We start from the raw sequence: 26,915 nt of genomic DNA, 5'->3' as shown, positions 1-26,915 counted from the left end.
GGCATAAGGGCGAGAGGAGGCGACGATGAGCCGGAGATCCGGCATCCTCGAGTTCGCCGTACTCGGCCTGCTTCGCGAGTCCCCGATGCACGGCTATGAGCTGCGCAAACGACTCAACACGTCACTGGGTGTGTTCCGGGCGTTCAGCTACGGGACGCTCTATCCCTGCCTCAAGACGCTGGTCGCCAACGGCTGGTTGATCGAGGAACCGGGGAACATCGACGAGGCCGCCGCCTCCCTCACGGGGCGCCGCGCCAAGATCGTCTACCGGTTGACGGCCGACGGTAAGGAACATTTCGAGCAGCTCCTCTCCCAGACGGGCCCGGACGCGTACGAGGACGAGACCTTCGCCGCCCGCTTCGCGTTCTTCGGGCAGACGTCGCGAGACGTACGCATGCGCGTGCTCGAGGGCCGGCGCAGCCGGCTGGAGGAGCGCCTGGAGAAGATGCGGGCCTCCCTGGCCCGCACCCGGGAGCGACTCGACGACTACACGCTTGAGCTGCAGCGCCACGGAATGGAGTCCGTGGAGCGCGAAGTGCGCTGGCTGAACGAGCTCATCGAGAGCGAGCGGGCGGGGCGGGACCTGCGAGGTTCCGCCGCCGAGGGGACCGCTCAACAGGACACGACATCTGGAGCGACGGGCGGCCTGCCCCGGCCGGGGGACGACCCCCGGCCGGATACGCCCGGCGACACCGCCACGTGAGCGCCCAGTCAGGGCCTCACTCGTACACACAGGGAGCAACCGGAATGGGTTCGGTTCGCGTAGCCATCGTCGGTGTGGGCAACTGCGCCGCATCACTGGTGCAGGGCGTCGAGTACTACAAGGACGCCGACCCGGCGGCCAAGGTCCCCGGCCTGATGCACGTCCAGTTCGGCGACTACCACGTCAGTGACATCGAGTTCGTCGCCGCCTTCGACGTGGACGCCAAGAAGGTCGGCCTGGACCTCGCGGACGCCATCGGCGCCTCCGAGAACAACACCATCAAGATCTGCGACGTGCCGAACAGCGGCGTCCAGGTCGAGCGCGGCCACACCCACGACGGTCTCGGCAAGTACTACCGCCAGACCATCGAGGAGTCCGCCGAGGCGCCGGTCGACGTCGTCCAGGTCCTCAAGGACAAGCAGGTCGACGTTCTCGTCTGCTACCTGCCCGTCGGTTCCGAGGCCGCGGCGAAGTACTACGCCCAGTGCGCCATCGACGCCAAGGTCGCCTTCGTCAACGCCCTCCCGGTCTTCATCGCCGGCACCAAGGAGTGGGCGGACAAGTTCACCGAGGCGGGCGTCCCGATCGTCGGCGACGACATCAAGTCGCAGGTCGGCGCCACCATCACGCACCGTGTCATGGCGAAGCTGTTCGAGGACCGGGGCGTCGTCCTGGACCGCACGATGCAGCTGAACGTCGGCGGCAACATGGACTTCAAGAACATGCTCGAGCGCGAGCGCCTGGAGTCCAAGAAGATCTCCAAGACGCAGGCCGTCACCTCCCAGATCCCCGACCGCGACCTGGGTGCGGACAACGTCCACATCGGCCCGTCCGACTACGTCGCGTGGCTGGACGACCGCAAGTGGGCCTACGTCCGCCTCGAGGGCCGCGCCTTCGGCGACGTCCCGCTGAACCTGGAGTACAAGCTCGAGGTCTGGGACTCCCCGAACTCGGCCGGTGTCATCATCGACGCCCTGCGCGCCGCGAAGATCGCCAAGGACCGCGGCATCGGCGGCCCGATCCTGTCGGCGTCGAGCTACTTCATGAAGTCCCCTCCGGTCCAGTACTTCGACGACGAGGCCCGTGCCAACGTCGAGAAGTTCATCGCGGGCGAGGTCGAGCGCTGAGCAGCCGCTGACCCCGGTCTGCCGAGGGTCCCCGGGTCGTGTGACCCGGGGACCTTTCCCATATGTGAGGCTGTGCCCCATGGCCGTCGTCCGTGACCTGCGCATCCTGCTGCGCCTGAAGGGGTTTCGGCGCCTGCTCGCCGTTCGTCTGCTCTCCCAGGGCGCCGACGGCGTCTACCAGGTCGCGCTCGCCACCTACGTCGTCTTCTCCCCGGAGAAACAGACCTCGCCCGCCGCCATCGCCTCCGCGATGGCGGTCCTGCTGCTCCCCTATTCCCTGGTGGGCCCCTTCGCCGGTGTCCTGCTGGACCGCTGGCGCCGCCGCCAGGTCTTCCTCTACGGCAACCTGCTGCGCGCCGTGCTGGCCTCGGTGACGGCGGTGCTGATGGTCGCCTCCGTCCCCGACTGGCTCTTCTACGTCTCGGCCCTCTGCGTCACCGCCGTCAACCGCTTCGTCCTCGCGGGCCTGTCCGCCGCGCTGCCCCGGGTGGTCGACGCCGAGCGGCTGGTGATCGCCAACTCCCTCTCCCCGACGGCCGGCACCCTGGCCGCGACGGCGGGCGGCGGCCTCGCGTTCGTCGTGCGCCTCGTGTTCTCGGACTCCGACGCCGCCGTGGTGCTGCTCGGGGCGGGCCTCTACCTGTGTGGCGCGCTGGCGTCGCTGCGCATCGCCGTGGAGCTCCTGGGCCCGGACCCGGCACTCGTACCGCCGAGGCTGGCCTCGGCTCTTACCGGCACCGTCCGCGATTTGGCGGCGGGCGTCCGTCATCTCGCCGCACCGGCCCGCCGGGAGGCCGCCTGGGCGCTGGCGGGCATGACGCTGATGCGGTTCTGCTACGGCGCCCTGCTGGTCATGCTGCTGATGCTGTGCCGGTACGCCCTGACCTCGGAGACGGACGAGGGGCTCGCCCTGCTGGGGCTGGCGCTCGGGGTCTCCGGGGCGGGCTTCTTCGCGGCCGCGGTGGTCACCCCCTGGGCGGCGGGACCGCTGGGGCCCGGCCGCTGGATGGCCGTCTGCGCCGCGGTCGCCACCGTGCTGGTACCGGCGCTGGGCCTGCCGTTCGCCACGGCCCCGCTGCTCGCCGCCGCGTTCGTGCTGGGCCTGACGACCCAGGGAGCGAAGATCGCGACCGACACGGTCGTGCAGTTCTCCGTCGACGACACCTTCCGCGGCCGGATCTTCTCCGTCTACGACGTGCTGTTCAACGTGGCCTTCGTCGGCGCGGCCGGGGTGGCCGCACTCATGCTGCCGCCGGACGGCCGCTCGGTGCCGCTGGTCGTGACAGTCTCCGCGGTCTACGGAGTGGTTGCGGCAGCTATGGCCCGGTTTGAGAGCCGGTAAGTGTCACATCAGTGACACAGAGCCCCACCGGACTACAGAGTTGTCAGTGGGACCCGGTAGCTTACGTGCGTCTTATCTCGCGACATGTTCGCGACACGCACCTATTTCAGGGGGACCCCCAGTGACCACCCAGCCGCCGCCCCAGGGCAACCCGTTCGCGCAGAACCAGCCGCAGGCTCCGCAGCAGCCTCAGGGACAGAACCCCTACGCCCAGGGACAGCCCGGCTTCCCGCAGCAGGCCGGTCAGCCGGGCTTCCCTCCGCCCGGCGCTACCGTTCCGCCGCCCTCCCGCTCCAACCAGTTCAAGAAGAAGCTGCTGAGCATCGTCGGCGTCATCGTGGTGGCCCTGGCGATCGGCGGGGTCAAGTGGTACCTGGGCCAGTCCGACGCCGAGACCACCGCCGTGGGCGACTGCATGCACAACGAGGGCACGCAGGTCAGCCCGGACCTCAAGACGGTCGACTGCTCTTCGAGTGACGCGGAATTCGAAGTCGTCGAGAAGTTCGACAACACCAGCGACGACAGCAAGTGCGAGGCGGTCAAGGAAGCAACGATCTCCTACTACCAGACGGGCAGCAGCAGCCACAAGGTTGTCCTGTGCCTCAAGGAAGTGAAGTAGGGACCGTCAATCGAGCGCGACAGCGAGGTTGTGTTTCACGTGAAACACAACCAGCGGGCGGCACGTTTCACGTGAAACGTGCCGCCCGTTTCTCATGCGTTCTCCGGGTGCTGCGCCCACCACTCCTTCAGGGCAGCCACCGCCGCGTCGTGTTCCATCGGCCCGTTCTCCAGGCGAAGCTCCAGCAGGAACTTGTACCCCTGCCCGACGGCCGGCCCGGGACGGATGCCGAGGATCTCCATGATCTGGTTGCCGTCCAGGTCGGGACGGATCGCGTCCAGCTCCTCCTGCTCCTGAAGCTGGGCAATCCGCTCCTCCAGGCCGTCGTAGGCACGGGAGAGGGCCGACGCCTTGCGCTTGTTGCGCGTCGTGCAGTCCGACCGCGTCAGTTTGTGCAGCCGGTCGAGCAGCGGCCCGGCGTCCCGGACATAGCGACGGACCGCGGAGTCCGTCCACTCGCCCGTGCCGTAGCCGTGGAAGCGCAGATGCAGCTCGACCAGGCGTGAGACGTCCCTGACCAGGTCGTTGGAGTACTTGAGTGCAACCATGCGCTTCTTCGTCATCTTGGCACCGACCACCTCGTGGTGGTGGAACGAGACCCTGCCGTCCTTCTCGAAGCGACGGGTACGCGGCTTGCCGATGTCGTGCAGCAGGGCAGCCAGGCGGAGGGTCAGGTCCGGACCGTCGCTCTCCAGGGCCATCGCCTGCTCCAGGACGATGAGCGTGTGGTCGTAGACGTCCTTGTGCCGGTGGTGCTCGTCACGCTCCAGCCGCAGGGCCGGCAGCTCGGGCAGGACCCGCTCGGCGAGGCCGGTCTCCACCAGCAGGGAGAGCCCCTTGCGCGGGTGTGCGGAGAGGATGAGCTTGTTCAGTTCGTCCCTGACCCGCTCGGCCGAGACGATGTCGATGCGCCCGGCCATGTCCTGCATGGCCTTGACGACCTCCGGGGCCACCTCGAAGTCGAGCTGCGCGGCGAAACGCGCGGCCCGCATCATCCGGAGCGGGTCGTCCGAGAAGGAATCCTCCGGAGTACCCGGAGTCCGCAGCACACCGGCCGCGAGATCGTCGAGTCCGCCGTGGGGGTCGATGAACACCTTCTCCGGCAGCGCGACGGCCATCGCGTTCACCGTGAAGTCACGCCGGACGAGGTCCTCATCGATCGAGTCGCCGTAGGACACCTCGGGCTTGCGCGAGGTGCGGTCGTACGCCTCCGACCGATAGGTGGTCACCTCGATCTGCCAGCCGTCCTTCTGACCTCCGACCGTGCCGAAGGCGATCCCGACCTCCCACACCGCGTCCGCCCAGGGACGCATGATCTTCAGTACGTCCTGAGGGCGGGCGTCGGTCGTGAAGTCCAGGTCATTGCCGAGCCGCCCCAGCAAGGCGTCCCGAACCGATCCACCGACCAGGGCGAGCGAGAACCCGGCCTCCTGAAAACGGCGGGCGAGATCGTCGGCGACAGGGGCGATCCGCAGCGGCTCGTTCACCGCGCGCTGCTGCTCCTGGCTCAGGACACTGGGGCTGACTTCGTTGGCGTTCGGCACAACAGAACAGGGTACGTGGCCCGGGCGGAGACAGGCGCCCCCATTCATCGGGCGTGGAATCCCCCACTTCCACACCGCTCCCTTTATAGGCGCACATACGGGGAAGCCCGGCCCGGCAGCGGATCTTGTGGCGTACTCCGCGGCACTTCCGCTCGGCGCACATCGTTACCATGCGTGGACGCACATTCCGACGACCACTGATCACGACGAGGGACGGGCGAGCGCGTGGCCGAGGCGGCAGACTTCCAGGGGACCAGTGCCTCACCTGCCCGCCGGTGGCTCCGGCGCACCACGGCACTGATCGCCGGGGCGCCGCTGCTGGCCGGCCTCGTCCAGTTGCCCGCCGCCGGCACGGCACAGGCCCAGAACGCCGCCGCCGCCCTGGCCGACTCCGACTCGGGACCGGTGGCCGTCGCCGTCGATTCACTCACTCCCTCCGCGCCCACGGACGGGGACACGGTGACCGTCTCGGGCACCGTGACCAACAGGGGCGAGCAGACCGTCACCGACGCCCATGTGGGCCTGCGGGTGGGCCCGGAGATCGACACTCGCTCGTCCGTCGACGCGATCGCCAAGGACAGTGACGACCTTCGAAGCTCCATCCCTCCGGAGATCGACAACAAGTACACCGAGAAGTTCTCCAAGCTCACCCCGGGCGTCGCCGAGCACTTCAACATCTCCGTCCCGGTCGACGATCTGAACCTCGGCGACGACGGCGTGTACCAATTCGCCGTCTCGCTGTCCGGTGAGACCTCGGCACAGCCGTGGCAGCAGATCCTCGGCATCCAGCGGACCTTCCTGCCCTGGCAGCCCGACGGGGCCGACACCAAGACCAAGACCACGGCGCTGTGGCCACTCGTCTCGACGACGCACATGGCCGCCGAAACGGGACCGAACGAGGAGCAGACCCCGGTCTTCCTCAATGACGACCTGGCGAAGGAGATCTCCCCCGGCGGCCGCCTGAACCAGATGGTGACCCTGGGCAAGGACCTCGACGTCACCTGGGTGGTCGACCCGGACCTGCTGGCCTCCGTCGACGCGATGACGGGCAGCTACCGCGTCCGGGACGGGGACAAGACCGTCGCCGGTACCCACCAGACGATCGCCAAGCAGTGGCTCGCCGACCTGCAGGACGCGGTGGCCGACGAGGAGGTCGTCGCCCTCCCCTTCGCCGACCCCGACCTGGCGTCCCTGGCCCACAACGGCACGGACGTCGCCGGCTCGCTGAGTCAGCTCAAGGAAGCGACGGACGTCGTCGACAACACCGTCGAGCCGATCCTCCACGTGAAGCCGAACACCGACTTCGCCTGGCCCGTGGACGGCGCCGTCGACCGGTCGATCGTCAAGGTCGCCACCTCTGCCGGCGCCGACAAGGTGATCGCGCGCAGCGACAGCCTCCAGGAGCGCAACGGCCTGCCCTACACGCCCTCCGCAGCGCGCCCCATCGGCGGCGGCACCACGGCCGTCGTGGCGGACGCCCGGCTGTCCACGGCCTTCGAGGGCGACCTGACGTCGGCGTCCGCCACCACACTCGCCGTGCAGCGCTTCCTCGCCCAGAGCCTCGGCCTGGGCCAGCAGACCGACAAGCAGCGCAGCGTCGTCATCGCCCCCCAGCGCACGCCCACCGGCAGCCAGGCCCGCGCGATGGCCGAGGCGCTGCGGACCCTCCAGAGCGGCACCTGGTCACAGTCCCAGAAGCTGGTGGCGGCCTCCGAGGCCAAGCCGGACCCGGACGCCTCCACCACGGTGCCGGGGACCTCCTCCTACCCGTCGGCGCTGCGGAAGAAGGAGCTGCCCCGAGCGGCCTTCGTGGAGAGCGCGCGGACGCAGGACGCCCTGGACAGCTTCAAGGTCGTGCTCTCGGACCCGTCCCGCGTGGTGACCCCCTTCGGGCGCGCCCTGAACCGGGAGATGTCCGTGTCGTGGCGCGGCAGGCCCGCCGAGGCGGAGTCGTTCCGCGCCGGGGTGAAGAAGTACCTCGACGGTCTGTCCGGCCGGGTCAGGCTGATCGACAAGTCGGAGACGAAGCTCTCCGGCCGCAGCGCCACCATCCCGGTGACGGTGCAGAACAACCTGGTGCAGGACGTCGGCCCCCTGGTGCTGCGGCTCACCTCCACGAACCCGACCCGTCTCGAGATCGGCGGCGCCCGGTACAAGGAGCAGCCGATCTCGGTCTCCGGCGGCCACAGCCAGTCGGTGAAGTTCACCACCTCGGCCAACGCCAACGGCCGGGCGACGGTGATCGCCCAGCTGTACACGACGGACGGTCGGCCCTACGGCAAGCCCGTCACCTTCGACGTGAAGGTCACGGAGATCACGGCCACCGTGATGCTCGTCATCGGCGGCGGTGTCCTGCTGCTCGTCCTCGCCGGCTTCCGGATGTACACGCAGCGCAAGCGCGCCGCGGCCCGCGCCGCCGAGAAGACCGACGAAACCGACGAAACCGACGAGAGCGACGAGAGCGACGAGAGCGACGAGAGCGACGCGACCGAGCCCGGGGAGCCGGAGGCGACGGAGAACTCCGACGGCGCACCGGAGAAACCGGAGGACGCCGAGGCACGTCCCACACAGGAGTCCGAGGCACCGGCCCGGGCAGCCGACCCGGAGCAGCCGAGTGACCCGACACCGGACACCGCAGCGGAAAGCGCCGACCCGTCCGGCACGGGTGAGAGAGTGGACCGTTGAGGATGTCGTGGCCGGTCGGCCCGGGACGATGAGGTGGGGTAACCATGAACGCGCCGTACGACGGTGACCGCGGTCGGGCCGCGGACGGCTCGGGGCACCCCCAGGTCCCGCCGCCGGACCCCGGCCAGGCGCCGCAGCCGCCCGCGGACATGTACCTCCAGGACGCCTACGACCAGGACCCGTACCGGGCACAGGACCTCTCCGCCCAGGATCCGGTCTCCGAGGCGCTCTACGACCGCGCCGCCCACCCCCCTCCGCCCCCGGGCACGTACCCGCCGCAGCAGCCGCTGTACTCCCAGCCCGCCCAGTCGCCCCACGCCCCCGACCCCCGCCTCTGGGCCCAGACCCCGGCTCCGGAACCGGAGGGCCCGACGCAGTACCTGCCGTACGGCGACGACCCTCGGACCACGCAGTTCGTCGGCGTGGACGACCTGGTCGGCCAGGCCGGTGACCAGCGCCACGAGCCGGACGCCTTCGCGCACCTGTTCCGCGACCAGCAGCAGGGCAGCGGCCACCCCTCGTACAACGACCAGCCGGCCGTCCCCGCCCCGGCGCCGTACGGCGGCCCGGCCGGACCGGGGCAGTACGGCGGGCACCAGGGGCCCGACCCGTACGGGAACGCTCCGGCCCACGGTCAGTACGGCACCCCCGCTCCGACGCCCGGGCAGCACGCGGCGCCCGCTCCCGGCCAGTACGCGGTGGCTCCCACTCCCGAGGCGGCCGAGGCACCTCTCCAGGAGCCCGAGCCCGCCCCTGCGGCAGCACCGGCCGCCGCGCCCAAGAAGGGCGGCCGTGCGGGCGGCCTGCTGAAGTCGAGCGCCGTGATGGCGGCGGGCACGATGGTGTCGCGGCTGACCGGGTTCATCCGGTCGGCGCTGATCGTTTCGGCGCTGGGTGTCGGCCTGCTCGGCGACACCTTCCAGGTCGCCTACCAGCTGCCCACGATGATCTACATCCTCACCGTGGGCGGCGGACTCAACTCCGTCTTCGTACCGCAGCTCGTGCGCGCCATGAAGGACGACGAGGACGGTGGCGAGGCGTACGCCAACCGTCTGCTGACCCTTGTCATGGTGGCACTGGGCGCGCTGACAGTGATCACGGTCCTGGCCGCACCCTTGCTGATCCGGCTCCTGTCCAATCCCGTGGCCAGTGACCCGGCCGCGAACGAGGTCGGCATCACCTTCGTCCGCTACTTCCTTCCCTCCATCTTCTTCATGGGTCTGCACGTGGTGATGGGGCAGGTCCTCAACGCCCGTGGTCGGTTCGGCGCGATGATGTGGACCCCGGTCCTGAACAACATCGTCATCATCGTGACCCTGGGCATGTTCATCTGGGTCTACGGCACCGCCGAGAGCTCCGGTATGAAGGTCACGAGCATCCCGCCGGAGGGCGAGCGTCTGCTCGGCATCGGTGTACTGCTGGGCCTCATCGTGCAGTCCCTGGCCATGATCCCGTACCTGCGGGAGACGGGTTTCCGACTCCGGCTCCGCTTCGACTGGCGGGGGCACGGGCTCGGCAAGGCCATCACCCTCGCCAAGTGGACGGTGCTGTTCGTGCTCGCCAACCAGGCGGGCGCCATGATCGTCATCCAGCTCTCCACCGCGGCGGGCAAGGCATCCCCCGTGGACGGCACAGGTTTCGCCGCCTACGCCAACGCACAGCTGATCTGGGGGCTGCCGCAGGCCATCATCACCGTCTCCCTCATGGCCGCCCTGCTGCCCCGCATCTCCCGCTCGGCATCCGAGGACGACGGGGGAGCGGTCCGGGACGACATCTCCCAGGGCCTGCGCACCACTGCTGTGGCCATCGTTCCCGTGTCCTTCGGTTTCGTGGCACTCGGCATCCCCATGTGCACGCTCATGTTCGGCTCGTCGGGCACCAGCGAAGCCACCAACATGGGCTACATGCTGATGGCCTTCGGCCTCGGTCTCATCCCGTACTCCGTGCAGTACGTCGTCCTGCGCGCCTTCTACGCCTACGAGGACACCCGGACGCCCTTCTACAACACCGTCATCGTGGCCGTGGTCAATGCCGCTGCCGCGGGCCTGTGTTACTTCCTGCTGCCCTCCCGCTGGGCCGTCGTCGGCATGGCCGCCTCCTACGGCCTGGCCTACGTGATCGGTGTGGGCGTCGCCTGGCGCAGGCTTCGCAAGCGGCTCGGCGGGGACCTCGACGGTGCCCGCGTGCTGCGGACGTACGCCCGGCTGTGCATCGCGTCCGTACCGGCTGCTCTGATGGGTGGTGCCGCCTGCTACGCGATCAGCCGTGCGCTCGGCCAGGGCGTCGTGGGATCGTTCGCCGCGCTGCTGGCGGGCGGAGTGCTGCTGTTCGGTGTCTTCTTCGTCGCCGCCCGCCGCATGCGCATCGAGGAAGTCAACTCTCTGGTCGGCATGGTGCGCGGACGCCTGGGACGCTGAGACCCGGGGTAGGCGCACAACCATCGTCCTCCGCTGTGTGTCGTGCATAGCGGCGGACTGTGGGCACAATTGGGTTCGGCGTCGGACGCGCGGATCGGGAGTCGGCCGACGCGCACGGAATGGGGAGGCAGGAACGACGGTGGCGGAACGGAGCACAGCTGCCGTCGACGTGGCAGACAACAGCGGTGACGAGCCGCTGACCGCACAGGCGGACCAGTCCACGGCCGACGGGGTGGCCAACAACCGGGAGCGGGACACGGACAGCGACGAGGCACAGGGGAACCCCACGAGCGAGGAATCCGGCAAGGCCTCGCCTCCCGAACTGCACAGTGGGCACAAGCTGGCCAGACGCTACCGCCTCGAGGAGTGCGTCACCCGTCTGGACGGCTTCAGCAGTTGGCGGGCCGTCGACGAGAAACTGCGCCGCGCCGTCGGCGTCCATCTCCTCCCGGCGGATCACGCACGGGCCCGCTCCGTGCTGGCCGCCGCGCGCTCCTCCGCCCTGCTCGGCGACCCCCGCTTCGTCCAGGTACTGGATGCCGTCGAGGACAACGACCTCGTCTACGTCGTGCACGAGTGGCTCCCCGACGCCACCGAGCTGACGGCCCTCCTCGCCTCCGGACCGCTGGAGGCCTACGACGCCTACCAGATGGTCAGTCAGGTCGCGTCGGCCATGGCGGCCGCCCACCGCGAGGGCCTCGCGCACCTTCGCCTGAGCCCCAACGCGGTGCTGCGTACGTCGACCGGCCAGTGGCGGATCCGTGGACTCGCCGTCAACGCCGCGCTGCGCGGCATCAGTTCCGACACCCCGCAGCGCACCGACACCGAGGCCATCGGCGCCCTTCTGTACGCCACGCTCACCCAGCGGTGGCCGTACGAGACCGACGCCCACGGTCTGGCGGGGCTGCCCAAGGACATCGGGCTGATTCCGCCGGACCAGGTGCGGGCCGGCATCCACCGCCGCCTGTCCGAACTGGCGATGCGGGCGCTCGCCAACGACGGCGCCACCGCTTCCCGCCACGAGTCGCCGTGCACCACGCCGGAGGAACTGGTGAAGGCGATCGGCGAGATGCCGCGTATCCGCCCGCCGGAGCCGGCGTACACCGCCCCGCCCCAGTACCAGCGGACGGCCTACCAGCAGGGAGCGTACGGCCGCCCGGCGCCGCGTCCCGGCGTCACCCAGCCCGTGCCGACGCCACCGCCCCCGCTGCAGAGCCGTACCGGCAAGGCCCTGAAATGGAGCGTCTCGGCCCTGCTGATCGCCGCGCTCGGCCTCGGCAGCTGGCAGCTCGCGGACGCGCTCATGGAACGGGGCGGCAAGGCCGACAACCAGAACCAGACCCAGACGACGGACGGCAACGACAAGAACGGCGAGCGGACCGAGCCGGCCAAGCCGATCAGTGTGCAGACGGCCCAGGAGTACGTCGCCAGTGGCAGTGCCCAGGCGCCGCAGGACGTGGCCAAGACCTACGACGGTGACGCCTCCACCTTCTGGCGCACGAAGAAGTACAACGAGGGCCCGAAGCTCGCGCCGTACAAGCCCGGGGTCGGCATCGTCTACGACCTCGGTTCGGAGCAGGACGTCTCGACGGCGTCGATAGGACTCCGGTACACCGGTGATCACACGACCGTGCACCTCTACGCCGCCGATTCCCTGGCGCCCTCGACCGGAGTCGACGGCATGAAGGAGATCGCGAGCGCGACCACGACCGGCACCTCACTCACGGCCAAGGCGTCGAAGCCCGTCAAGACGCGGTACGTCCTCCTGTGGATGACGGACGTGCCGAACGCTCCGTCCGACGGCTACAGCGGCGCCGGCTACAAGCAGGCGATCACCGACGTGACCTTCAAGGGCTGAGGGCCCGCCGGGGAAAGGGGGAGGAGGCTGATGGCAGATGACACCGCGCACGGCGGCATCAGCGATCAGGACCTCCTCACCCGGCACGTCCAGGGTGATCCAGAGGCCTTCGGTGAGCTGGTGCGCCGTCACCGCGACCGCCTCTGGGCGGTGGCCCTGCGCACGCTGGGCGATCGCGAGGAAGCCGCCGACGCCGTCCAGGACGCACTCGTCTCCGCCTACCGGGCGGCCCACACCTTCCGCGGACAGGCCGCCGTCACCACCTGGCTGCACCGGATCACGGTGAACGCCTGTCTGGACCGTGCCCGTAAGGCAGCATCGCGCAAGACCGCACCCGTCGACGACACCGAGCGCCTGGACCAGCTCCTGGAGCCCCACGAGTCGGCCTCCGCGCCCGCCGAGCGCAACGATCTGCACCGCCAGCTGCTGGAGGCCCTGGACACCCTTCCGGCCGACCAGCGGGCCGCTCTCGTCCTGGTCGACATGCAGGGCTACCCCGTCGCGGAGGCGGCCCGTGTCCTGGACGTACCGACCGGGACGATCAAAAGCCGGTGCGCCCGGGGCAGAGCCAGGCTCCTGCCGCTGCTCACCCACCTCCGGCCCGACGGCAGCCAGGAACGGACGAAACCCGGCGCGGAGCGGAACCGGACGCAGGGGACATCCGTCCCACCCGCAGCGGGGCCGCAGCGTGCGGATCCGCCGGAAGCAGGACCGAGCGATTCAGCCGCAGTGAAGGGCGGAGGTGGACGAGCGTGACGTCGTCGACGACAGACATGACCGGACACCCGGACGTCGTGGAGATCTCCGACCTCGCCGAAGGCATCCTCCCCTCCGCGCGCACCACCGACGTGCGACGACACCTGGAGAGCTGCGCGCTCTGCGCGGACGTCTACGCCTCGCTGGAGGAGGTCCAGGACCTGCTCGGCACCCTGGCGCCCCCAGCCGCCATGCCGGACGACGTGGCCGCCCGCATCGACGCCGCCCTGGCAGCCGAACCCCAGCCGGGCGTTGCCGACGAAGCACATGTTTCACGTGAAACGTCGACACCGGTCGGTCGGCCCGCCGGGCACCCTCGCCACTCCTCCACCGGCCCCGGCCGCAAGGACCGCCGTCGAGGCGGACGACGACGGATCGCTGTCCTCGGCGCCGTGGCCGCCGCTGCCGCGATCGGATTGGGCTCGGTCATCGTGTCCTCTCTGACCGGGGGAAGCCAGTCAGAAGACACCGCACAAGGGCAGCAGACAGCACTCGCGGACACCTTCTCCGAGGGACACCTCAAGGAGAAGGTCACCGGCCTCGTCGCGGACGGGAGCGCTCAGAACGGTTCCCGCACACCGCGCAGCTTCGGCATGGAGTCCGAGAACGGTGGCGAGACCGCCGAGAACCATGTGTTCAAGCAGCCGACCGTCCCCGAGTGCGTTCGCAAGGGCATCGGTCGCGACGACGCGGCGATCGCCACGGAGCAGGGCGTCTACAAGGGCAAGGAAGCACTGCTGGTGGTCATGCCCGATGCGGCCAATGACACCCGGGTCACCGCCTACATTGTCGAGTCGACGTGTGTGAACCAGCCCGCGATCGGCAAGGCCATGATCCTTCTGAAGCACTCCTACGCGCGTTCGTAGTCGAGCAGGCCTCCCCTTCGCCGTGCGGTCCGGCACGCACGCCGTGTGCCCGGACACAGCGGGAATGCGCGCCCCGTAGGATCCGTTAGGTGGGGTGAGAGTTCCGAGTGCAGCTCCACCCGGCCTTGAAGACGCAGTCCAGAGACGAGGAATGAAGCCGTGAGCGACGTCCGAAACGTGATCATCATCGGCTCCGGGCCCGCCGGCTACACGGCGGCGCTCTACACCGCGCGAGCGTCGCTGAAGCCGCTGGTGTTCGAAGGTGCCGTCACTGCGGGCGGAGCTCTGATGAACACCACCGAGGTGGAGAACTTCCCCGGCTTCCAGGACGGCATCATGGGCCCCGAACTCATGGACAACATGCGGGCCCAGGCGGAGCGCTTCGGTGCCGAGCTGATCCCGGACGACATCGTGGCCGTCGACCTCAGCGGTGAGATCAAGACCGTCACCGACACGGCCGGAACGGTCCACCGGGCCAAGGCCGTCATCGTCACCACCGGCTCCCAGCACCGCAAGCTCGGTCTGCCGAACGAGGACGCACTGTCCGGCCGCGGTGTCTCCTGGTGCGCGACCTGTGACGGCTTCTTCTTCAAGGACCAGGACATCGCCGTGATCGGTGGCGGTGACACCGCGATGGAGGAGGCCACGTTCCTCTCCCGCTTCGCGAAGTCCGTGACGATCGTCCACCGTCGTGACACCCTGCGTGCCTCCAAGGCGATGCAGGAGCGTGCCTTCGCCGACCCCAAGATCTCGTTCGTCTGGGACAGCGAGGTCGCCGAGGTCCAGGGCGACCAGAAGCTCGCGGGCCTGAAGCTGCGCAACGTCAAGACCGGCGAACTCTCGGACCTGCCGGTGACCGGCCTGTTCATCGCGATCGGCCACGACCCGCGCACCGAGCTCTTCAAGGGCCAGCTCGACCTGGACCCGGAGGGCTACCTGAAGGTCGAAGCGCCTTCGACCCGCACCAACCTGACGGGTGTCTTCGGCGCCGGTGACGTGGTCGACCACACCTACCGCCAGGCGATCACCGCCGCGGGCACCGGCTGCTCCGCCGCTCTCGACGCCGAGCGCTTCCTCGCCGCCCTCAGTGACGAGGACCAGGCCGAGCCCGAGAAGACCGCCGTCTGACCACCCCATCCCCCGCACCACTCAGTTAAGGAGCCCGCCGTGGCCGGCACCCTGAAGCACGTGACCGACGACACCTTCGAGCAGGACGTCCTCAAGAACGACAAGCCCGTGCTGGTCGACTTCTGGGCCGCCTGGTGCGGTCCGTGCCGCCAGATCGCGCCGTCCCTCGAAGCGATCGCAGCCGAGTACGGCGACAAGATCGAGATCGTCAAGCTGAACATCGACGAGAACCCGGGTACGGCCGCCAAGTACGGCGTCATGTCCATCCCGACCCTGAACGTCTACCAGGGCGGCGAGGTCGCCAAGACCATCGTCGGTGCCAAGCCGAAGGCCGCAATCGTCCGCGACCTCGAGGACTTCATCGCCGACTGATGATCGCCGACTGACGTTTCACGTGAAACACGAATGGGCCGACCCGAACGGGTCGGCCCATTCGGCTTACAGCAGCTTCCCAAGCATCGCTACAGCGGACGCAGCGCCGGTTCCTTCTGGACGGCACCCAGCAGGCGGTCCAGTGCCATCTCCACGTCTTCCTTCCAGGAAAGTGTGGAGCGGAGGTCCAGCCGCAGCCGCGGATGCCGGGGATGCGGCCGGACCGTCTTGAAGCCCACCGCCAGCAGATGCTCCGCCGGCAGCACGCAGGCCGGCTCCTTCCAGCGAGCGTCCCCAAAAGCCTCGATCGCCTTGAAGCCGCGGCGCAGAAGATCCTTGGCGACTGTCTGGACCATCACCCGGCCCAGCCCCTGACCCTGGTACCCCGGCATCACGAACGCGGTCATCAGTTGCACCGCGTCCGGGGAGACCGGACTGGTGGGGAAGGCAGCCGAGCGCGGCACATACGCCGGGGGTGCATAAAGAACGAAGCCCACCGGCACGTCATCGACATAGACCACCCGGCCGCACGATCCCCAGTCCAGCAGGACAGCGGAGATCCAGGTCTCCTTCTTCAGCGCGGATGTGCCCGCCTTTACCGCGGCCTCGCCGCTGACGGGGTCCAGTTCCCAGAAGACGCACGAGCGACAGCGTTGGGGAAGGTCCTGGAGGTTGTCGAGCGTGAGCGGTACGAACCGGCGCCCCATGAAGGCTGTTCCTCGCTTCCTTCGCCTGCCGCGTCTCGGGCGGCCGTCAGAGCGCTCCGTTCCCTGAGCAGGCTACCGATGAACCCACCGACCGCGCCCAGCCCCAAGCCCGCGCTCACCAGTTCGGTGCGGCTCATCGTTCGCATGGCCCCTGCCTTCCTCTCAGAGGTACTGCCAGGTGACAACGCCATCCCGGTCGCATCGTATCCACGATGCGGTGGCCTCGACACCGACGCAAAGCAAAGGGCGGACCGTGTTTCCGGTATGCACCGGACACGGCCCGCCCTGAGGCTCCCGAAGCACCGCCGGGCGCTCCGCCACCCCGGTATCAGGACTCGACGTCGTCGTCCTCGTCCTCCAGGAGGCCCTTCTGCAGAACGGGGCCTTCGCCAGGAGCCAGGCTGCCGAGGATCCGCTCCAGATCATCCATGGAGGCGAACTCCACGGTGATCTTGCCCTTCTTCTGTCCCAGGTCGACCTTCACTCGGGTTTCGAAGCGGTCCGAGAGCCGTGTCGCCAGGTCCGAGAGCGCCGGGGAGACCAAGGAGCCGGCCCGTGGGCCCTTGGCCCGCTGGGGCTTCTGCGGCCGGGAACCCATCAGGGTCACGATCTCCTCGACCGACCGCACCGACAGGCCTTCGGCCACGATGCGATGGGCCAGCCGGTCCTGCTCCTCCGGGTCGTCGACGGACAGCAAGGCCCGCGCATGCCCTGCGGAAAGCACACCTGCGGCCACCCGGTTCTGCACCTTCGGGGACAGCTTCAGCAGACGCAGCGTGTTGGAGACCTGCGGGCGGGAACGACCGATACGGTCCGCCAGCTGGTCGTGCGTGCAGTTGAAGTCCTTCAGCAGCTGGTCGTAGGCGAACGCCTCCTCCAGCGGATTCAGCTGAGCGCGGTGCAGGTTCTCCAGAAGGGCGTCCAGGAGGAGCTTCTCGTCCTCGGTCGCCCGCACGATCGCCGGGATGGCATCCAGTTCCAGCTCTCGGCAGGCCCGGAAACGGCGCTCGCCCATGATGAGCTCATAACGCCCGGGCTCCGTCGGCCGTACGACTACCGGCTGAAGCAGACCGACCTCCCTGATGGAGGTGACGAGCTCGGCCAGTGCGTCGTCGTCGAAGTCCTTGCGCGGCTGCTTCGGATTCGGCGTAATGGCGTCGAGAGGCACCTCGGCGAAGTGCGCCCCCAGGGGAGGACGAAGCCCTTCCGTACCGTGGAGAGCCGCCGGCTCCTCCGTTTCACGTGAAACGTGCGGCAGCGTGGCCACCTTCGCCGCGGCCACTCCGCGTTCGTTCGGCAGCAGAGGCATCGCCCCCGAGGACGCGGAAGCCGCGGTCCCCAATGCTGCCGAGGCAACCGACTTCTCGGTCGGGGCGTTGGGGATCAGTGCGCCCAGACCACGGCCCAGCCCCCTCCGTCGCTCACTCACTGGATCCCCTCCACCATGTTCGGATCATTCTGAGCGCCGACATGGGCGTGGGTCGCGTCATAGTTGACGCCCACACCCTTCAGCGCGATCTCACGGGCCGCCTCCAGGTAGGAGAGGGCTCCACTTGATCCTGGATCGTAGGTCAGTACCGTCTGCCCGTAACTCGGAGCCTCGGAGATACGGACCGAGCGGGGAATGCTCGTCCGTAGCACCTCCTCGCCGAAGTGGCTGCGCACCTCGTCCGCGACCTGGGACGCAAGCCGCGTCCGGCCGTCGTACATGGTGAGGAGAATCGTCGACACATGCAGCGTGGGGTTGAGGTGCCCGCGTACCAGGTCGACGTTGCGCAGTAGCTGTCCCAGTCCTTCCAGCGCGTAGTACTCGCACTGAATCGGGATCAGTACCTCCTGGCCCGCCACAAGCGCGTTGACCGTCAGCAGACCGAGGGAGGGCGGGCAGTCGATGAGGATGTAGTCCAGCGGCTGCTCGTACGCCGTGATGGCCCGCTGCAGTCGGCTCTCGCGGGCGACCAGAGAGACCAGTTCGATCTCCGCACCGGCGAGATCGATCGTGGCGGGCGCGCAGAACAGGCCCTCGACATCGGGGACCGGCTGGACCACTTCCGAGAGCGGTCGGCTCTCGACCAGCACGTCGTAGATGGAAGGCACATCGGCGTGATGGTCGATACCCAGCGCGGTGGATGCGTTGCCCTGTGGGTCGAGGTCGACGACCAGGACTCTCGCGCCGTGCAGGGCCAGTGACGCGGCAAGATTGACGGTCGTCGTCGTCTTGCCCACACCGCCCTTCTGGTTCGCCACGACCATGACCCGGGTCTGCTCCGGCCGCGGCAGTCCCTCGCCGGCACGGCCCAGAGCCTCCACGGCCAGTTGGGCAGCACGACCGATCGGAGTGTCGTCCATCGGAGGCGGTGTTTCACGTGAAACATCCGCCCCCAACGACTCGGTACGGGGGCCGGGGACCGGATCGGTCATCGGTCCCGCGATATTGGCGTCGGACCGCAAGGATTCACTCTCCTCGACTTCAGGCTCGCAATGAACAGAGCCTCCCATGCCTTCGGGGTCATGAACCAGTGAGGCCTGGTCTTCTGTGGAGAAATCCACCTCTGTGGACAACTCCGTGCCCTCTCCGAGTGCCCCGAGAGGCTTCCGTTCGCGTGGGTCGGCCGCGGCGCGGCCGCGACTGATGATGCCGTGCAGCAGTGAGCGACGTTTCACGTGAAACACGATGCAGCGCAGCCCATGCCGAACTGTCGCGACACTCCGGCACACATCGGCAGGGCAGCTTGTGTGGAGTACGCCACTCGCTACCCGCGGGGAGGCTATCCGCGACGCCGACGGGTCCGTCCGGTCCGAGCGGCCTTGGCCCGCTTGGCCGCGAAACGCACCCCGCCGGGGCTCTCGCCGACCTCGACCCGCACCACGGTGGACATCGGGTCCACGACGCCCTCACCGACATGCAGGATGGACGTCTCCTCCGCACCGAGTTTGCTCAGTGCCGCGGTCGCCGCCTTCAGCTCCTCCTCGGCCGTGTCTCCCTTGAGAGCGAGCATCTCGCCGTACGGGCGCAGCAGCGGGACACCCCAGGTGGCGAGCCGATCCAGCGGAGCGACAGCACGGGCCGTGACCACATGCACCGGCGGCATCTTGCCCATGACCTCCTCGGCCCGCCCCCGCACCACGGTGACGTGGTCCAGGCCCAGCAGCTCCACGACCTCGGTGAGGAAGTTGGTGCGGCGCAGCAGCGGCTCCAGAAGGGTGATCTTCAGGTCTTCCCGGACCAGCGCCAAGGGGATTCCGGGCAGGCCGGCACCCGAGCCCACGTCGCACACCGTGACTCCCTCGGGTACGACCTCCGAGAGCACCGCGCAATTCAGCAGGTGCCGCTCCCAGAGCCGGGGCACTTCGCGCGGACCGATCAGCCCGCGCTTCACCCCCGCCTCGGCGAGCAGTTCCGCGTAGCGGACCGCGTCCGCGTAGCGATCACCGAACACGTCACGTGCCTGCTCGGGTACAGGGGGGAGCTCCGCTGCCTCCGACACGGGGGACCGTCCTTCCGTACGGCACCGGGGCACAGGGCGCCGGTGCCAGAACCACCAGAACTATCAGGCTGACAAAATTCGGCCCCGCCTGCGCAACAGACGGGGCCGGATAACGAGAGGGAACCGATCAGGCGGGGAGCACGACGACGAAGCGCTCCGGCTCCTCGCCCTCGGACTCACTGCGCAGACCAGCGGCCTTGACCGCGTCATGCACGACCTTGCGCTCGAAGGGCGTCATCGGCTCGAGCCGTACGGACTCGCCGCTGCTCCTTGCCTCGGCCGCGGCCTTGGCGCCCAGCTCGGACAGCTCTGCGCGCTTGCCCGCCCGGTAACCCGCGATGTCGAGCATCAGCCGGCTGCGGTCACCGGTCTCCCGGTGCACGGCCAGGCGCGTCAGCTCCTGCAGAGCCTCCAGCACCTCGCCGTCCCGGCCGACCAGCTTCTGCAGGTCTCCGCTCTTGCTGTCGCTGATGATCGAGACGGAGGCCCGGTCGGCCTCGACGTCCATGTCGATGTCACCGTCGAGGTCGGCGATGTCGAGCAGACCCTCCAGGTAGTCCGCGGCGATCTCGCCCTCCTGCTCGAGGCGGGACAGGGTGTCTGCACCCTCGGCAGCGGCGGAGGTGGTGCCTTCCGTCACGGGATGGACTCCTTCTTACTTCTTCGACGGGGACTTGGGCCGCTGCGGGCCCTTGCGCTGTCCGGACTGGGCCTTGCTGCGGCCACCGCCGCCGGACTTCTGGGCCGGCTTCTTGGCACCGGCTGCGGGCTTGGCGTCCTGCTTGCCGGCCGGTTTGGCGTCCTCCGGCTCGTCCGACTTGGTCAGCGACGTCTTCGGCTCGGCCTCGCCGGCGGGCTTGGTCTGGCGCTGGGACTTGCTCTGGCGCTTGGGCTGCTGGCGCTTGGGCTGGCCCGTGGTCGTCACGGTCGAGCCGTCCGCGCTCTGAGCGGCCACGGCGGCGTCGTTCTTCACCACGTTGCCGTCGGTCTGAGCGGCCATGCCCGCCTTGTTCAGGCCGTTGATGAACTTGCGCTCGGCCTCGTTGCGGTCCCGACCCTTGGCGACGATGGCCTTCACGATGGCCTTCTCGCCCCGGCCGCGGGTCTTGCCGTGCTCGGTGACGCTCTTGTGCAGCCGCTCCAGGTAGGCGGCCTGTGCCTTGGAACCCGGCGTCGGGTTGTTGCGGATGACGTACATCTGCTGGCCCATGGTCCACACGTTGGTGGTCAGCCAGTAGACGAGGACACCGACGGGGAAGTTGACACCGAAGACGGCGAACATGACGGGGAAGACGTACATCAGCATCTTCTGCTGCTGCATGAACGGCGTCTTCACCGTGGTGTCGACGTTCTTCGTCATCAGCTGGCGCTGCGTGAAGAACTGCGAGGCCGACATCATCACGATCATGATCGCGGTGACGATCCGGACGTTGGTCAGCGAGGCGTCGAGCGCGGAGACGTCGCTCTCGCTGCTGAAGAACTTGGAGGCCAGCGGGGCCCCGAAGATGTGCGCCTTCTGCGCGCTCTCCAGCAGGCTCTGGTTGACCGCGCCGATGGTGTCGCCGGAGGCGATGCCGTTGAGCACGTGGTACAGGGCGAAGAAGAACGGGGACTGCGCCAGGATGGGAAGGCACGAGGAGAGCGGGTTGGTACCCGTCTCCTTGTACAGCTTCATCATCTCTTCGGACTGACGCTGCTTGTCGTTCTTGTAGCGCTCCTGGATCTTCTTCATCTCCGGCTGGAGCGTCTGCATCCCGCGCGTCGCCTTGATCTGCTTCACGAAGAGCGGGATCAGGCAGATACGGATGAGGATCACCAGGGACACGATGGACAGGCCCCAGGCCCATCCGGTGTCAGGTCCGAAGATCGCCCCGTACACCGTGTGGAACTGGACGATGACCCAGGAGACGGGCCAGGTGATAAAGCTGAAGAGGCTGGCAATCGTGTCCACTAATCATGCTCCTTGGGCATGGGGCGAGGTCTCTGCGGCCGGGCTCGAAGGATCGGACGGGCTCGGCTGAGCGGGCCGTCCTTCGGTGGCCGGTTCGGCGGCGGAGGTCCCGCCCTTGCGTGCCCGCCAGGCGGCACGCAGCATTTCGTGCCACCGCGGACGCTTGCGCGGCGGAACATGGTCCACGCCGCCCAGCGACCACGGATTGCACCGCAGGATGCGCCAGGCGGTGAGTGCCGTGCCCTTGACGGCTCCGTGCCGGTCGATGGCCGTGTAGCCGTAGTGGGAACACGACGGGTAGTACTTGCACACCGGCCCCAGCAGCGGACTGATCGTCCACTGGTAGAGCTTGATCAGAGCCAGTAGCGGGTACTTCATCGCGCGCCCCCTCCCAGTAGCCGCGCCAGGGCGGCGTCCAGGTCTCGGGCCAGCTGTGCGTGGTCGGCGTCACCCGCACCGGGCAGCGCTCGTACGACTACCAGGCTACCGGGGGGCAACAGGTCGATCCGGTCGCGCATCAGATGGCGAAGCCTGCGCTTCACCTTGTTGCGCACGACCGCGACACCCACGGCTTTGCTCACGACGAAACCCGCACGTGTCCGGGGAGCGCTCTCCCCAGGCGCGTGCGGGTCCGTGGCACCGCTTCGAAGGTGGACGACGAGAGCCGGGCGGCCGGCCCGGCGGCCCCGTCGTACCGCGGTCGCGAAGTCCTCGCGCCGCCTCAGCCGGTTCTCGGTGGGCAGCACGATGTCATGACCTGACCGGGATCAGGCGGACAGACGGGCGCGACCCTTGCTGCGGCGGGTCGCGAGAATCGCGCGGCCGGCACGGGTACGCATACGCAGCCGGAAACCGTGCGTCTTCGCGCGGCGACGGTTGTTCGGCTGGAAGGTGCGCTTGCTCACTCGGGGGCTCCAGAAAGAATCGTGTGTTGGCGGGGTGCCGTCCTGGCTGTCACCGTGCGCCCACGAGTAGCTCGCGTTACGCCCGAGTGCACCGCTTTTCGATCACCTTGGACGTGACCTGTGCCCATCGGAGGCAGGCGGCAGCAGCCATCGACAACTCGACCTGGTTACGGTACGTGCGACTGCGCCATTCGGTCAAACCAGCGGTGACCGGGAGACACTTGTCCACAGGCTGGGGACAACAACTTGAACCCTACCCGCCGCGCTGACTACCGTGACTGGACTCCGATTCGTTCCCTTATCCCTGCCCCAACCGAGTTTCATCCCGACCCGTCCCCGAATCACACCTTCGAGGGACTCGTGAGAGAGCGTGCCCTGTGGCTGACGTACCTGCCGATCTTGCCGCAGTGTGGCCACGCGTATTGGAGCAACTCCTCGGAGAGGGCCGCGGGCAGGGAGTCGAGTCCAAGGACGAGCACTGGATCCGCCGCTGCCAGCCCCTCGCGCTGGTCGCGGACACCGCCCTGCTCGCCGTACCGAACGAATTTGCGAAGGGCGTACTGGAGGGCCGCCTCGCCCCGATCGTCAGCGAGACCCTGAGCCGCGAATGCGGCCGCCCGATCCGCATCGCGATCACCGTCGACGAGACGGCGGGCGAACCCGCCGGTCCGGCTCCGCAGGCGCCCCAGGCACCGCCCTCCCGGCCCCAGCCCCGCTACGAGGAGCCCGAGCGCCCCGCCGGCCAGGGCGGCGGCCGCGAGGACTACCGCGACGAGTACGAGGGCTACGGCCGCGGGCCCGGCAACCGCGCCGACCAGCTCCCCACCGCCCGGCCCGCCTACCCGCAGGAGTACCAGCGCCCCGAGCCCGGCTCGTGGCCCCGCCCCCCGCAGCAGGACGAGTACGGCTGGCAGCAGCAGCGCCTCGGCTTCCCCGAACGGGACCCCTACGCGTCCCCGTCCCAGGAGCCCTACGGCCAGGAGCCGCCGCCCTACTCCCACGAGTCCCACGCCCCGTACCAGCAGGACTACCGGCCGCAGCCCCCGGAGCGCCCGTCGTACGACTCCCCGCGCGGCGAGTACGAGCAGCCCCGGAGCGACTACGACAAGCCCCGCGGCGACTACGAGAAGTCCCGGGGCGAGTACGACGGCCCGCGCGGCGACTACGACCAGCAGCGGGGGGACTACGAGCAGCAGCGCGGCGACTACGACCAGCGCGGTCCCCGCCGGGACCTGCCCGAGCCCCCGGCCGGCTCCGGACACGTCCACCGCGGCGGCCCCGTCGGCCCGGGACCCGCCACCGGGGCGCCCGGACCACTGGCCGCACAGCCCGCGCCGGCCACCGGTCCGGGCGAGCCGACCGCGCGCCTGAACCCGAAGTACCTCTTCGACACCTTCGTCATCGGCGCCTCCAACCGCTTCGCCCACGCGGCGGCCGTCGCCGTCGCCGAAGCGCCCGCCAAGGCGTACAACCCCCTCTTCATCTACGGGGAGTCGGGACTCGGCAAGACCCACCTCCTGCACGCCATCGGGCACTACGCGCGCAGTCTCTACCCCGGCACGCGCGTGCGCTACGTGAGCTCGGAGGAGTTCACCAACGAGTTCATCAACTCCATCCGCGACGGCAAGGGCGACAGTTTCCGCAAGCGCTACCGCGAGATGGACATCCTGCTCGTCGACGACATCCAGTTCCTCGCGGACAAGGAGTCGACGCAGGAGGAGTTCTTCCACACCTTCAACACCCTGCACAACGCCAACAAGCAGATCGTGCTCTCCAGCGACCGGCCGCCCAAGCAGCTGGTGACGCTGGAGGACCGGCTCCGCAACCGCTTCGAGTGGGGGCTGATCACCGACGTCCAGCCGCCGGAGCTGGAGACCCGCATCGCGATCCTGCGCAAGAAGGCGGTGCAGGAGCAGCTCAACGCCCCGCCCGAGGTACTGGAGTTCATCGCCTCGCGGATCTCGCGCAACATCCGCGAGCTGGAGGGCGCGCTGATCCGGGTGACGGCCTTCGCGTCGCTCAACCGCCAGCCGGTGGACCTGGGCCTCACCGAGATCGTCCTCAAGGACCTGATCCCCGGTGGCGAGGACTCGGCCCCCGAGATCACCTCGACGGCCATCATGGGCGCGACCGCCGACTACTTCGGTCTCACCGTCGAGGACCTGTGCGGCACCTCGCGCGGGCGCGCGCTGGTGACGGCCCGGCAGATCGCCATGTACCTGTGCCGCGAGCTGACGGACCTCTCGCTGCCGAAGATCGGCGCGCTGTTCGGCGGCCGGGACCACACCACGGTGATGCACGCCGACCGCAAGATCCGCAATCTGATGGCCGAGCGGCGCTCGATCTACAACCAGGTCACCGAGCTGACCAACCGCATCAAGAACGGCTGACGACCGCCGGCACCGGCCATGAAGGCGCCCCCGGGACCCCCGGGGGCGCCTTCTCGCGTGTCCCCTGCCGGCCCCAGCCCGTCTCCGGCGCCGCACCGGCTCGTACGGCTGTCCTGTCCGCTGTTCGAATACCTGCGGGGTTACGGCCGTCCTCCACAGATTCGGCCAGTTTTTTCCGTCCACACCTTGGGGACTGGGAAGTTGTCCCGATCCTGTCCACAGGCCGGGCTGGTGAGGGATCATCAGGGCAGGTCAGCTCCCTGTGGATTCGTGGACGAACGATCTCCACAGGCTGTGGACGAAGAAATGATCCACAGGCTGTGCATTCAGTTGTCCACGGGCAACCCACAGGCTGGAGGCAGTTGTCCCCAGCGATCCCCAGCTTCTCCACACGCCTGTCCACTGTTCGGCAACGCGACGCGCCCCGTCACCGCGTCGAGTGAAAGGCGTCACACCAGGCTGCCTGGTTGGGCTGTGGGAAACGTGGGTAAAGCTGGGGACGGCGTTGGGGAGAAGTCGCCTCTCCCTGTGCACGGTGTGTGCAGAACTTTCTGTTCTCCACAGACGGGCCCGGTTGTCCACCGGCTCCGCCCACAGGGCCCGTGGACAAAATTCGTGCTCTGACCTGGGCAAACGAGGTTATCCACGGTATCCACAGGCCCTACTACTACTGACGACTAGAGAGAGTGCGGAATCCGTTTCGAAGCGGGTCCTGTGCACAACTCGCCGCCTCGAGCCCGACCGCCCCTCGTCACGACTTGACCCCGAACGGCACCTACTGTCAGTGGGGTGCGTCAGACTGGTCCCCGGTGTTCTGCCCCTCACAGCGGCGGACGACACCGGTCAGACGACGAAGGCGAAGCAGGGCGAACAGCGCCGGCAACAGCAGGAGGCGGCAACAGTGAAGATCCGGGTGGAACGCGACGTACTCGCGGAGGCCGTGGCCTGGGCGGCCCGCAGCCTCCCGGCCCGTCCGCCGGCGCCGGTCCTCGCGGGCCTGCTGCTGAAGGCCGAGGAGGGACAGCTGAGCCTGTCCGGCTTCGACTACGAGGTCTCGGCGCGGGTGTCCGTGGAGGCGGAGATCGAGGAGGAGGGCACGGTCCTCGTCTCGGGCCGCCTGCTCGCGGACATCTCCCGCGCCCTGCCCAACCGGCCGGTGGAGATTTCCACAGACGGTGTACGGGCGACGGTGGTCTGCGGTTCCTCGCGGTTCACCCTCCACACCCTGCCGGTGGAGGAGTACCCGGCGCTGCCGCAGATGCCGGAGGCGACCGGCACGGTGCCCGGCGAGGTCTTCGCCTCGGCCGTGCAGCAGGTGGCCATCGCCGCGGGCCGCGACGACACGCTGCCCGTCCTGACCGGTGTGCGCATCGAGATCGAGGGCGACTCGGTGACGCTGGCCTCCACCGACCGGTACCGCTTCGCGGTCCGCGAGTTCCTGTGGAAGCCGGAGAACCCGGAGATCTCCGCGGTCGCCCTGGTGCCCGCCAAGACGCTCCAGGACACCGCCAAGGCGCTGACCAGCGGTGACCAGGTGATCCTGGCGCTGTCCGGCTCGGGCGCGGGCGAGGGCCTGATCGGTTTCGAGGGTGCCGGACGCCGGACGACCACGCGTCTGCTGGAGGGCGACCTCCCGAAGTACAAGACGCTGTTCCCGACCGAGTTCAACAGTGTCGCGGTGATCGAGACCGCCCCCTTCGTGGAGGCCGTCAAGCGCGTGGCCCTGGTCGCCGAGCGCAACACCCCGGTGCGGCTCAGCTTCGAGCAGGGCGTGCTCATCCTGGAGGCCGGCTCCAGCGACGACGCACAGGCTGTGGAAAGGGTGGACGCCCAGCTGGAGGGCGACGACATCTCGATCGCCTTCAACCCGACCTTCCTGCTGGACGGCCTGAGCGCGATCGACTCCCCGGTCGCCCAGCTCTCCTTCACGACGTCCACGAAGCCGGCGCTGCTCAGCGGCAAGCCCGCGGTGGACGCGGAGGCGGACGAGGCCTACAAGTACCTGATCATGCCGGTGCGGCTGAGCGGCTGAGCCGCGCATCCGGCCGGCGGCACCG

Annotated in this window: 23 protein-coding genes; 13 read left to right on the top strand and 10 right to left on the bottom strand. The window is 68.8% G+C overall.

The window, feature by feature from the left end; translation table 11 throughout:
- Positions 1–25 precede the first annotated feature (25 nt).
- From OHA99_RS18805 to OHA99_RS18790, 4 genes are all read left to right on the top strand, one after another.
- A complete protein-coding gene (locus OHA99_RS18805; protein ID WP_153178926.1) occupies positions 26–703 on the top strand; it encodes a PadR family transcriptional regulator in 678 nt (225 codons plus the stop codon).
- Between the two features lie 44 nt (positions 704–747).
- Positions 748–1,830: an inositol-3-phosphate synthase gene (locus OHA99_RS18800; RefSeq protein WP_366472876.1), complete on the top strand. Its 1,083-nt coding sequence runs from the start codon at positions 748–750 to the stop codon at positions 1,828–1,830.
- A 79-nt stretch (positions 1,831–1,909) separates the two neighbouring features.
- Positions 1,910–3,172, top strand: a complete 1,263-nt coding sequence (locus OHA99_RS18795) for an MFS transporter (protein ID WP_366472875.1) — start codon at positions 1,910–1,912, stop codon at positions 3,170–3,172.
- A gap of 121 nt (positions 3,173–3,293) precedes the next feature.
- Positions 3,294–3,791 (top strand): hypothetical protein, encoded by a 498-nt coding sequence (locus OHA99_RS18790; protein ID WP_153178924.1) that lies wholly within the window; start codon positions 3,294–3,296, stop codon positions 3,789–3,791.
- 92 nt (positions 3,792–3,883) lie between these two features.
- On the opposite strand, the gene OHA99_RS18785 is transcribed toward OHA99_RS18790, so the two are convergent.
- Positions 3,884–5,335 carry a CCA tRNA nucleotidyltransferase gene (locus OHA99_RS18785; RefSeq protein WP_366472385.1) on the bottom strand — a complete coding sequence of 484 codons (1,452 nt, stop codon included), beginning with the start codon at positions 5,333–5,335 and terminating at the stop codon, positions 3,884–3,886.
- A 225-nt stretch (positions 5,336–5,560) separates the two neighbouring features.
- Here OHA99_RS18785 and OHA99_RS18780 point away from each other — a divergent pair, with 225 nt between their 5' ends.
- The 7 genes from OHA99_RS18780 to trxA all read left to right on the top strand — a co-directional run bounded on the left by OHA99_RS18780 (position 5,561) and on the right by trxA (position 15,417).
- Entirely contained in the window at positions 5,561–8,020 is a 2,460-nt protein-coding gene (locus OHA99_RS18780; RefSeq protein ID WP_405696831.1) for a DUF6049 family protein, read from the top strand.
- 44 nt (positions 8,021–8,064) lie between these two features.
- Positions 8,065–10,437 carry a murein biosynthesis integral membrane protein MurJ gene (gene murJ / locus OHA99_RS18775; protein ID WP_381499013.1) on the top strand — a complete coding sequence of 791 codons (2,373 nt, stop codon included), beginning with the start codon at positions 8,065–8,067 and terminating at the stop codon, positions 10,435–10,437.
- A 139-nt stretch (positions 10,438–10,576) separates the two neighbouring features.
- Positions 10,577–12,295: a protein kinase family protein gene (locus tag OHA99_RS18770; protein WP_381499010.1), complete on the top strand. Its 1,719-nt coding sequence runs from the start codon at positions 10,577–10,579 to the stop codon at positions 12,293–12,295.
- A 30-nt stretch (positions 12,296–12,325) separates the two neighbouring features.
- Positions 12,326–13,051 (top strand): RNA polymerase sigma factor SigM, encoded by a 726-nt coding sequence (gene sigM / locus OHA99_RS18765; RefSeq protein ID WP_381499007.1) that lies wholly within the window; start codon positions 12,326–12,328, stop codon positions 13,049–13,051.
- Positions 13,052–13,068: 17 nt separating this feature from the next.
- On the top strand, positions 13,069–13,917 hold the full coding sequence (locus OHA99_RS18760; RefSeq protein WP_153181862.1) for an anti-sigma factor: 849 nt from the start codon (positions 13,069–13,071) through the stop codon (positions 13,915–13,917).
- Between the two features lie 159 nt (positions 13,918–14,076).
- Positions 14,077–15,045 (top strand): thioredoxin-disulfide reductase, encoded by a 969-nt coding sequence (gene trxB, locus OHA99_RS18755; protein ID WP_153178918.1) that lies wholly within the window; start codon positions 14,077–14,079, stop codon positions 15,043–15,045.
- A gap of 39 nt (positions 15,046–15,084) precedes the next feature.
- On the top strand, positions 15,085–15,417 hold the full coding sequence (gene trxA / locus OHA99_RS18750) for a thioredoxin (RefSeq protein WP_007388947.1): 333 nt from the start codon (positions 15,085–15,087) through the stop codon (positions 15,415–15,417).
- A gap of 89 nt (positions 15,418–15,506) precedes the next feature.
- Here trxA and OHA99_RS18745 read toward each other — a convergent pair whose 3' ends face one another.
- From OHA99_RS18745 to rpmH, 9 genes are all read right to left on the bottom strand, one after another.
- Positions 15,507–16,124, bottom strand: a complete 618-nt coding sequence (locus OHA99_RS18745) for a GNAT family N-acetyltransferase (RefSeq protein ID WP_153178917.1) — start codon at positions 16,122–16,124, stop codon at positions 15,507–15,509.
- Positions 16,125–16,452: 328 nt separating this feature from the next.
- Positions 16,453–17,553: a ParB/RepB/Spo0J family partition protein gene (locus tag OHA99_RS18740; protein WP_153178916.1), complete on the bottom strand. Its 1,101-nt coding sequence runs from the start codon at positions 17,551–17,553 to the stop codon at positions 16,453–16,455.
- Positions 17,550–18,623, bottom strand: coding sequence for a ParA family protein (locus tag OHA99_RS18735; RefSeq protein WP_161337117.1), 1,074 nt, complete (start codon positions 18,621–18,623; stop codon positions 17,550–17,552). The genes OHA99_RS18740 and OHA99_RS18735 overlap by 4 nt, the downstream gene beginning before the upstream one ends.
- Positions 18,624–18,892: 269 nt before the next feature.
- Positions 18,893–19,612 (bottom strand): 16S rRNA (guanine(527)-N(7))-methyltransferase RsmG, encoded by a 720-nt coding sequence (gene rsmG, locus OHA99_RS18730; RefSeq protein ID WP_153178915.1) that lies wholly within the window; start codon positions 19,610–19,612, stop codon positions 18,893–18,895.
- A gap of 127 nt (positions 19,613–19,739) precedes the next feature.
- A complete protein-coding gene (locus OHA99_RS18725) occupies positions 19,740–20,252 on the bottom strand; it encodes a R3H domain-containing nucleic acid-binding protein (RefSeq protein ID WP_153178914.1) in 513 nt (170 codons plus the stop codon).
- A 15-nt stretch (positions 20,253–20,267) separates the two neighbouring features.
- Positions 20,268–21,563, bottom strand: a complete 1,296-nt coding sequence (gene yidC, locus OHA99_RS18720) for a membrane protein insertase YidC (RefSeq protein WP_153178913.1) — start codon at positions 21,561–21,563, stop codon at positions 20,268–20,270.
- 3 nt (positions 21,564–21,566) lie between these two features.
- Complete coding sequence (yidD, locus tag OHA99_RS18715) at positions 21,567–21,941, bottom strand: membrane protein insertion efficiency factor YidD (protein ID WP_153178912.1); 375 nt, start codon at positions 21,939–21,941, stop codon at positions 21,567–21,569.
- Positions 21,938–22,309, bottom strand: coding sequence for a ribonuclease P protein component (rnpA, locus tag OHA99_RS18710; protein WP_042822545.1), 372 nt, complete (start codon positions 22,307–22,309; stop codon positions 21,938–21,940). The genes yidD and rnpA overlap by 4 nt, the downstream gene beginning before the upstream one ends.
- A gap of 21 nt (positions 22,310–22,330) precedes the next feature.
- Entirely contained in the window at positions 22,331–22,468 is a 138-nt protein-coding gene (gene rpmH, locus OHA99_RS18705; protein ID WP_003975051.1) for a 50S ribosomal protein L34, read from the bottom strand.
- A 377-nt stretch (positions 22,469–22,845) separates the two neighbouring features.
- On the opposite strand from rpmH, the gene dnaA reads away from it, so the two are divergent.
- Both dnaA and dnaN read left to right on the top strand, forming a co-directional pair.
- Positions 22,846–24,858 (top strand): chromosomal replication initiator protein DnaA, encoded by a 2,013-nt coding sequence (gene dnaA / locus OHA99_RS18700; RefSeq protein ID WP_153178911.1) that lies wholly within the window; start codon positions 22,846–22,848, stop codon positions 24,856–24,858.
- Positions 24,859–25,759: 901 nt separating this feature from the next.
- Positions 25,760–26,890 carry a DNA polymerase III subunit beta gene (dnaN, locus tag OHA99_RS18695; protein ID WP_007388949.1) on the top strand — a complete coding sequence of 377 codons (1,131 nt, stop codon included), beginning with the start codon at positions 25,760–25,762 and terminating at the stop codon, positions 26,888–26,890.
- The last annotated feature ends 25 nt before the right edge of the window (positions 26,891–26,915 follow it).

Source organism: Streptomyces coelicoflavus, from assembly GCF_045041415.1.
Classification (GTDB): domain Bacteria; phylum Actinomycetota; class Actinomycetes; order Streptomycetales; family Streptomycetaceae; genus Streptomyces; species Streptomyces coelicoflavus.
Note: the sequence above shows the minus strand (reverse complement) of the source record. Positions and strands in the feature narration are given on the sequence as shown.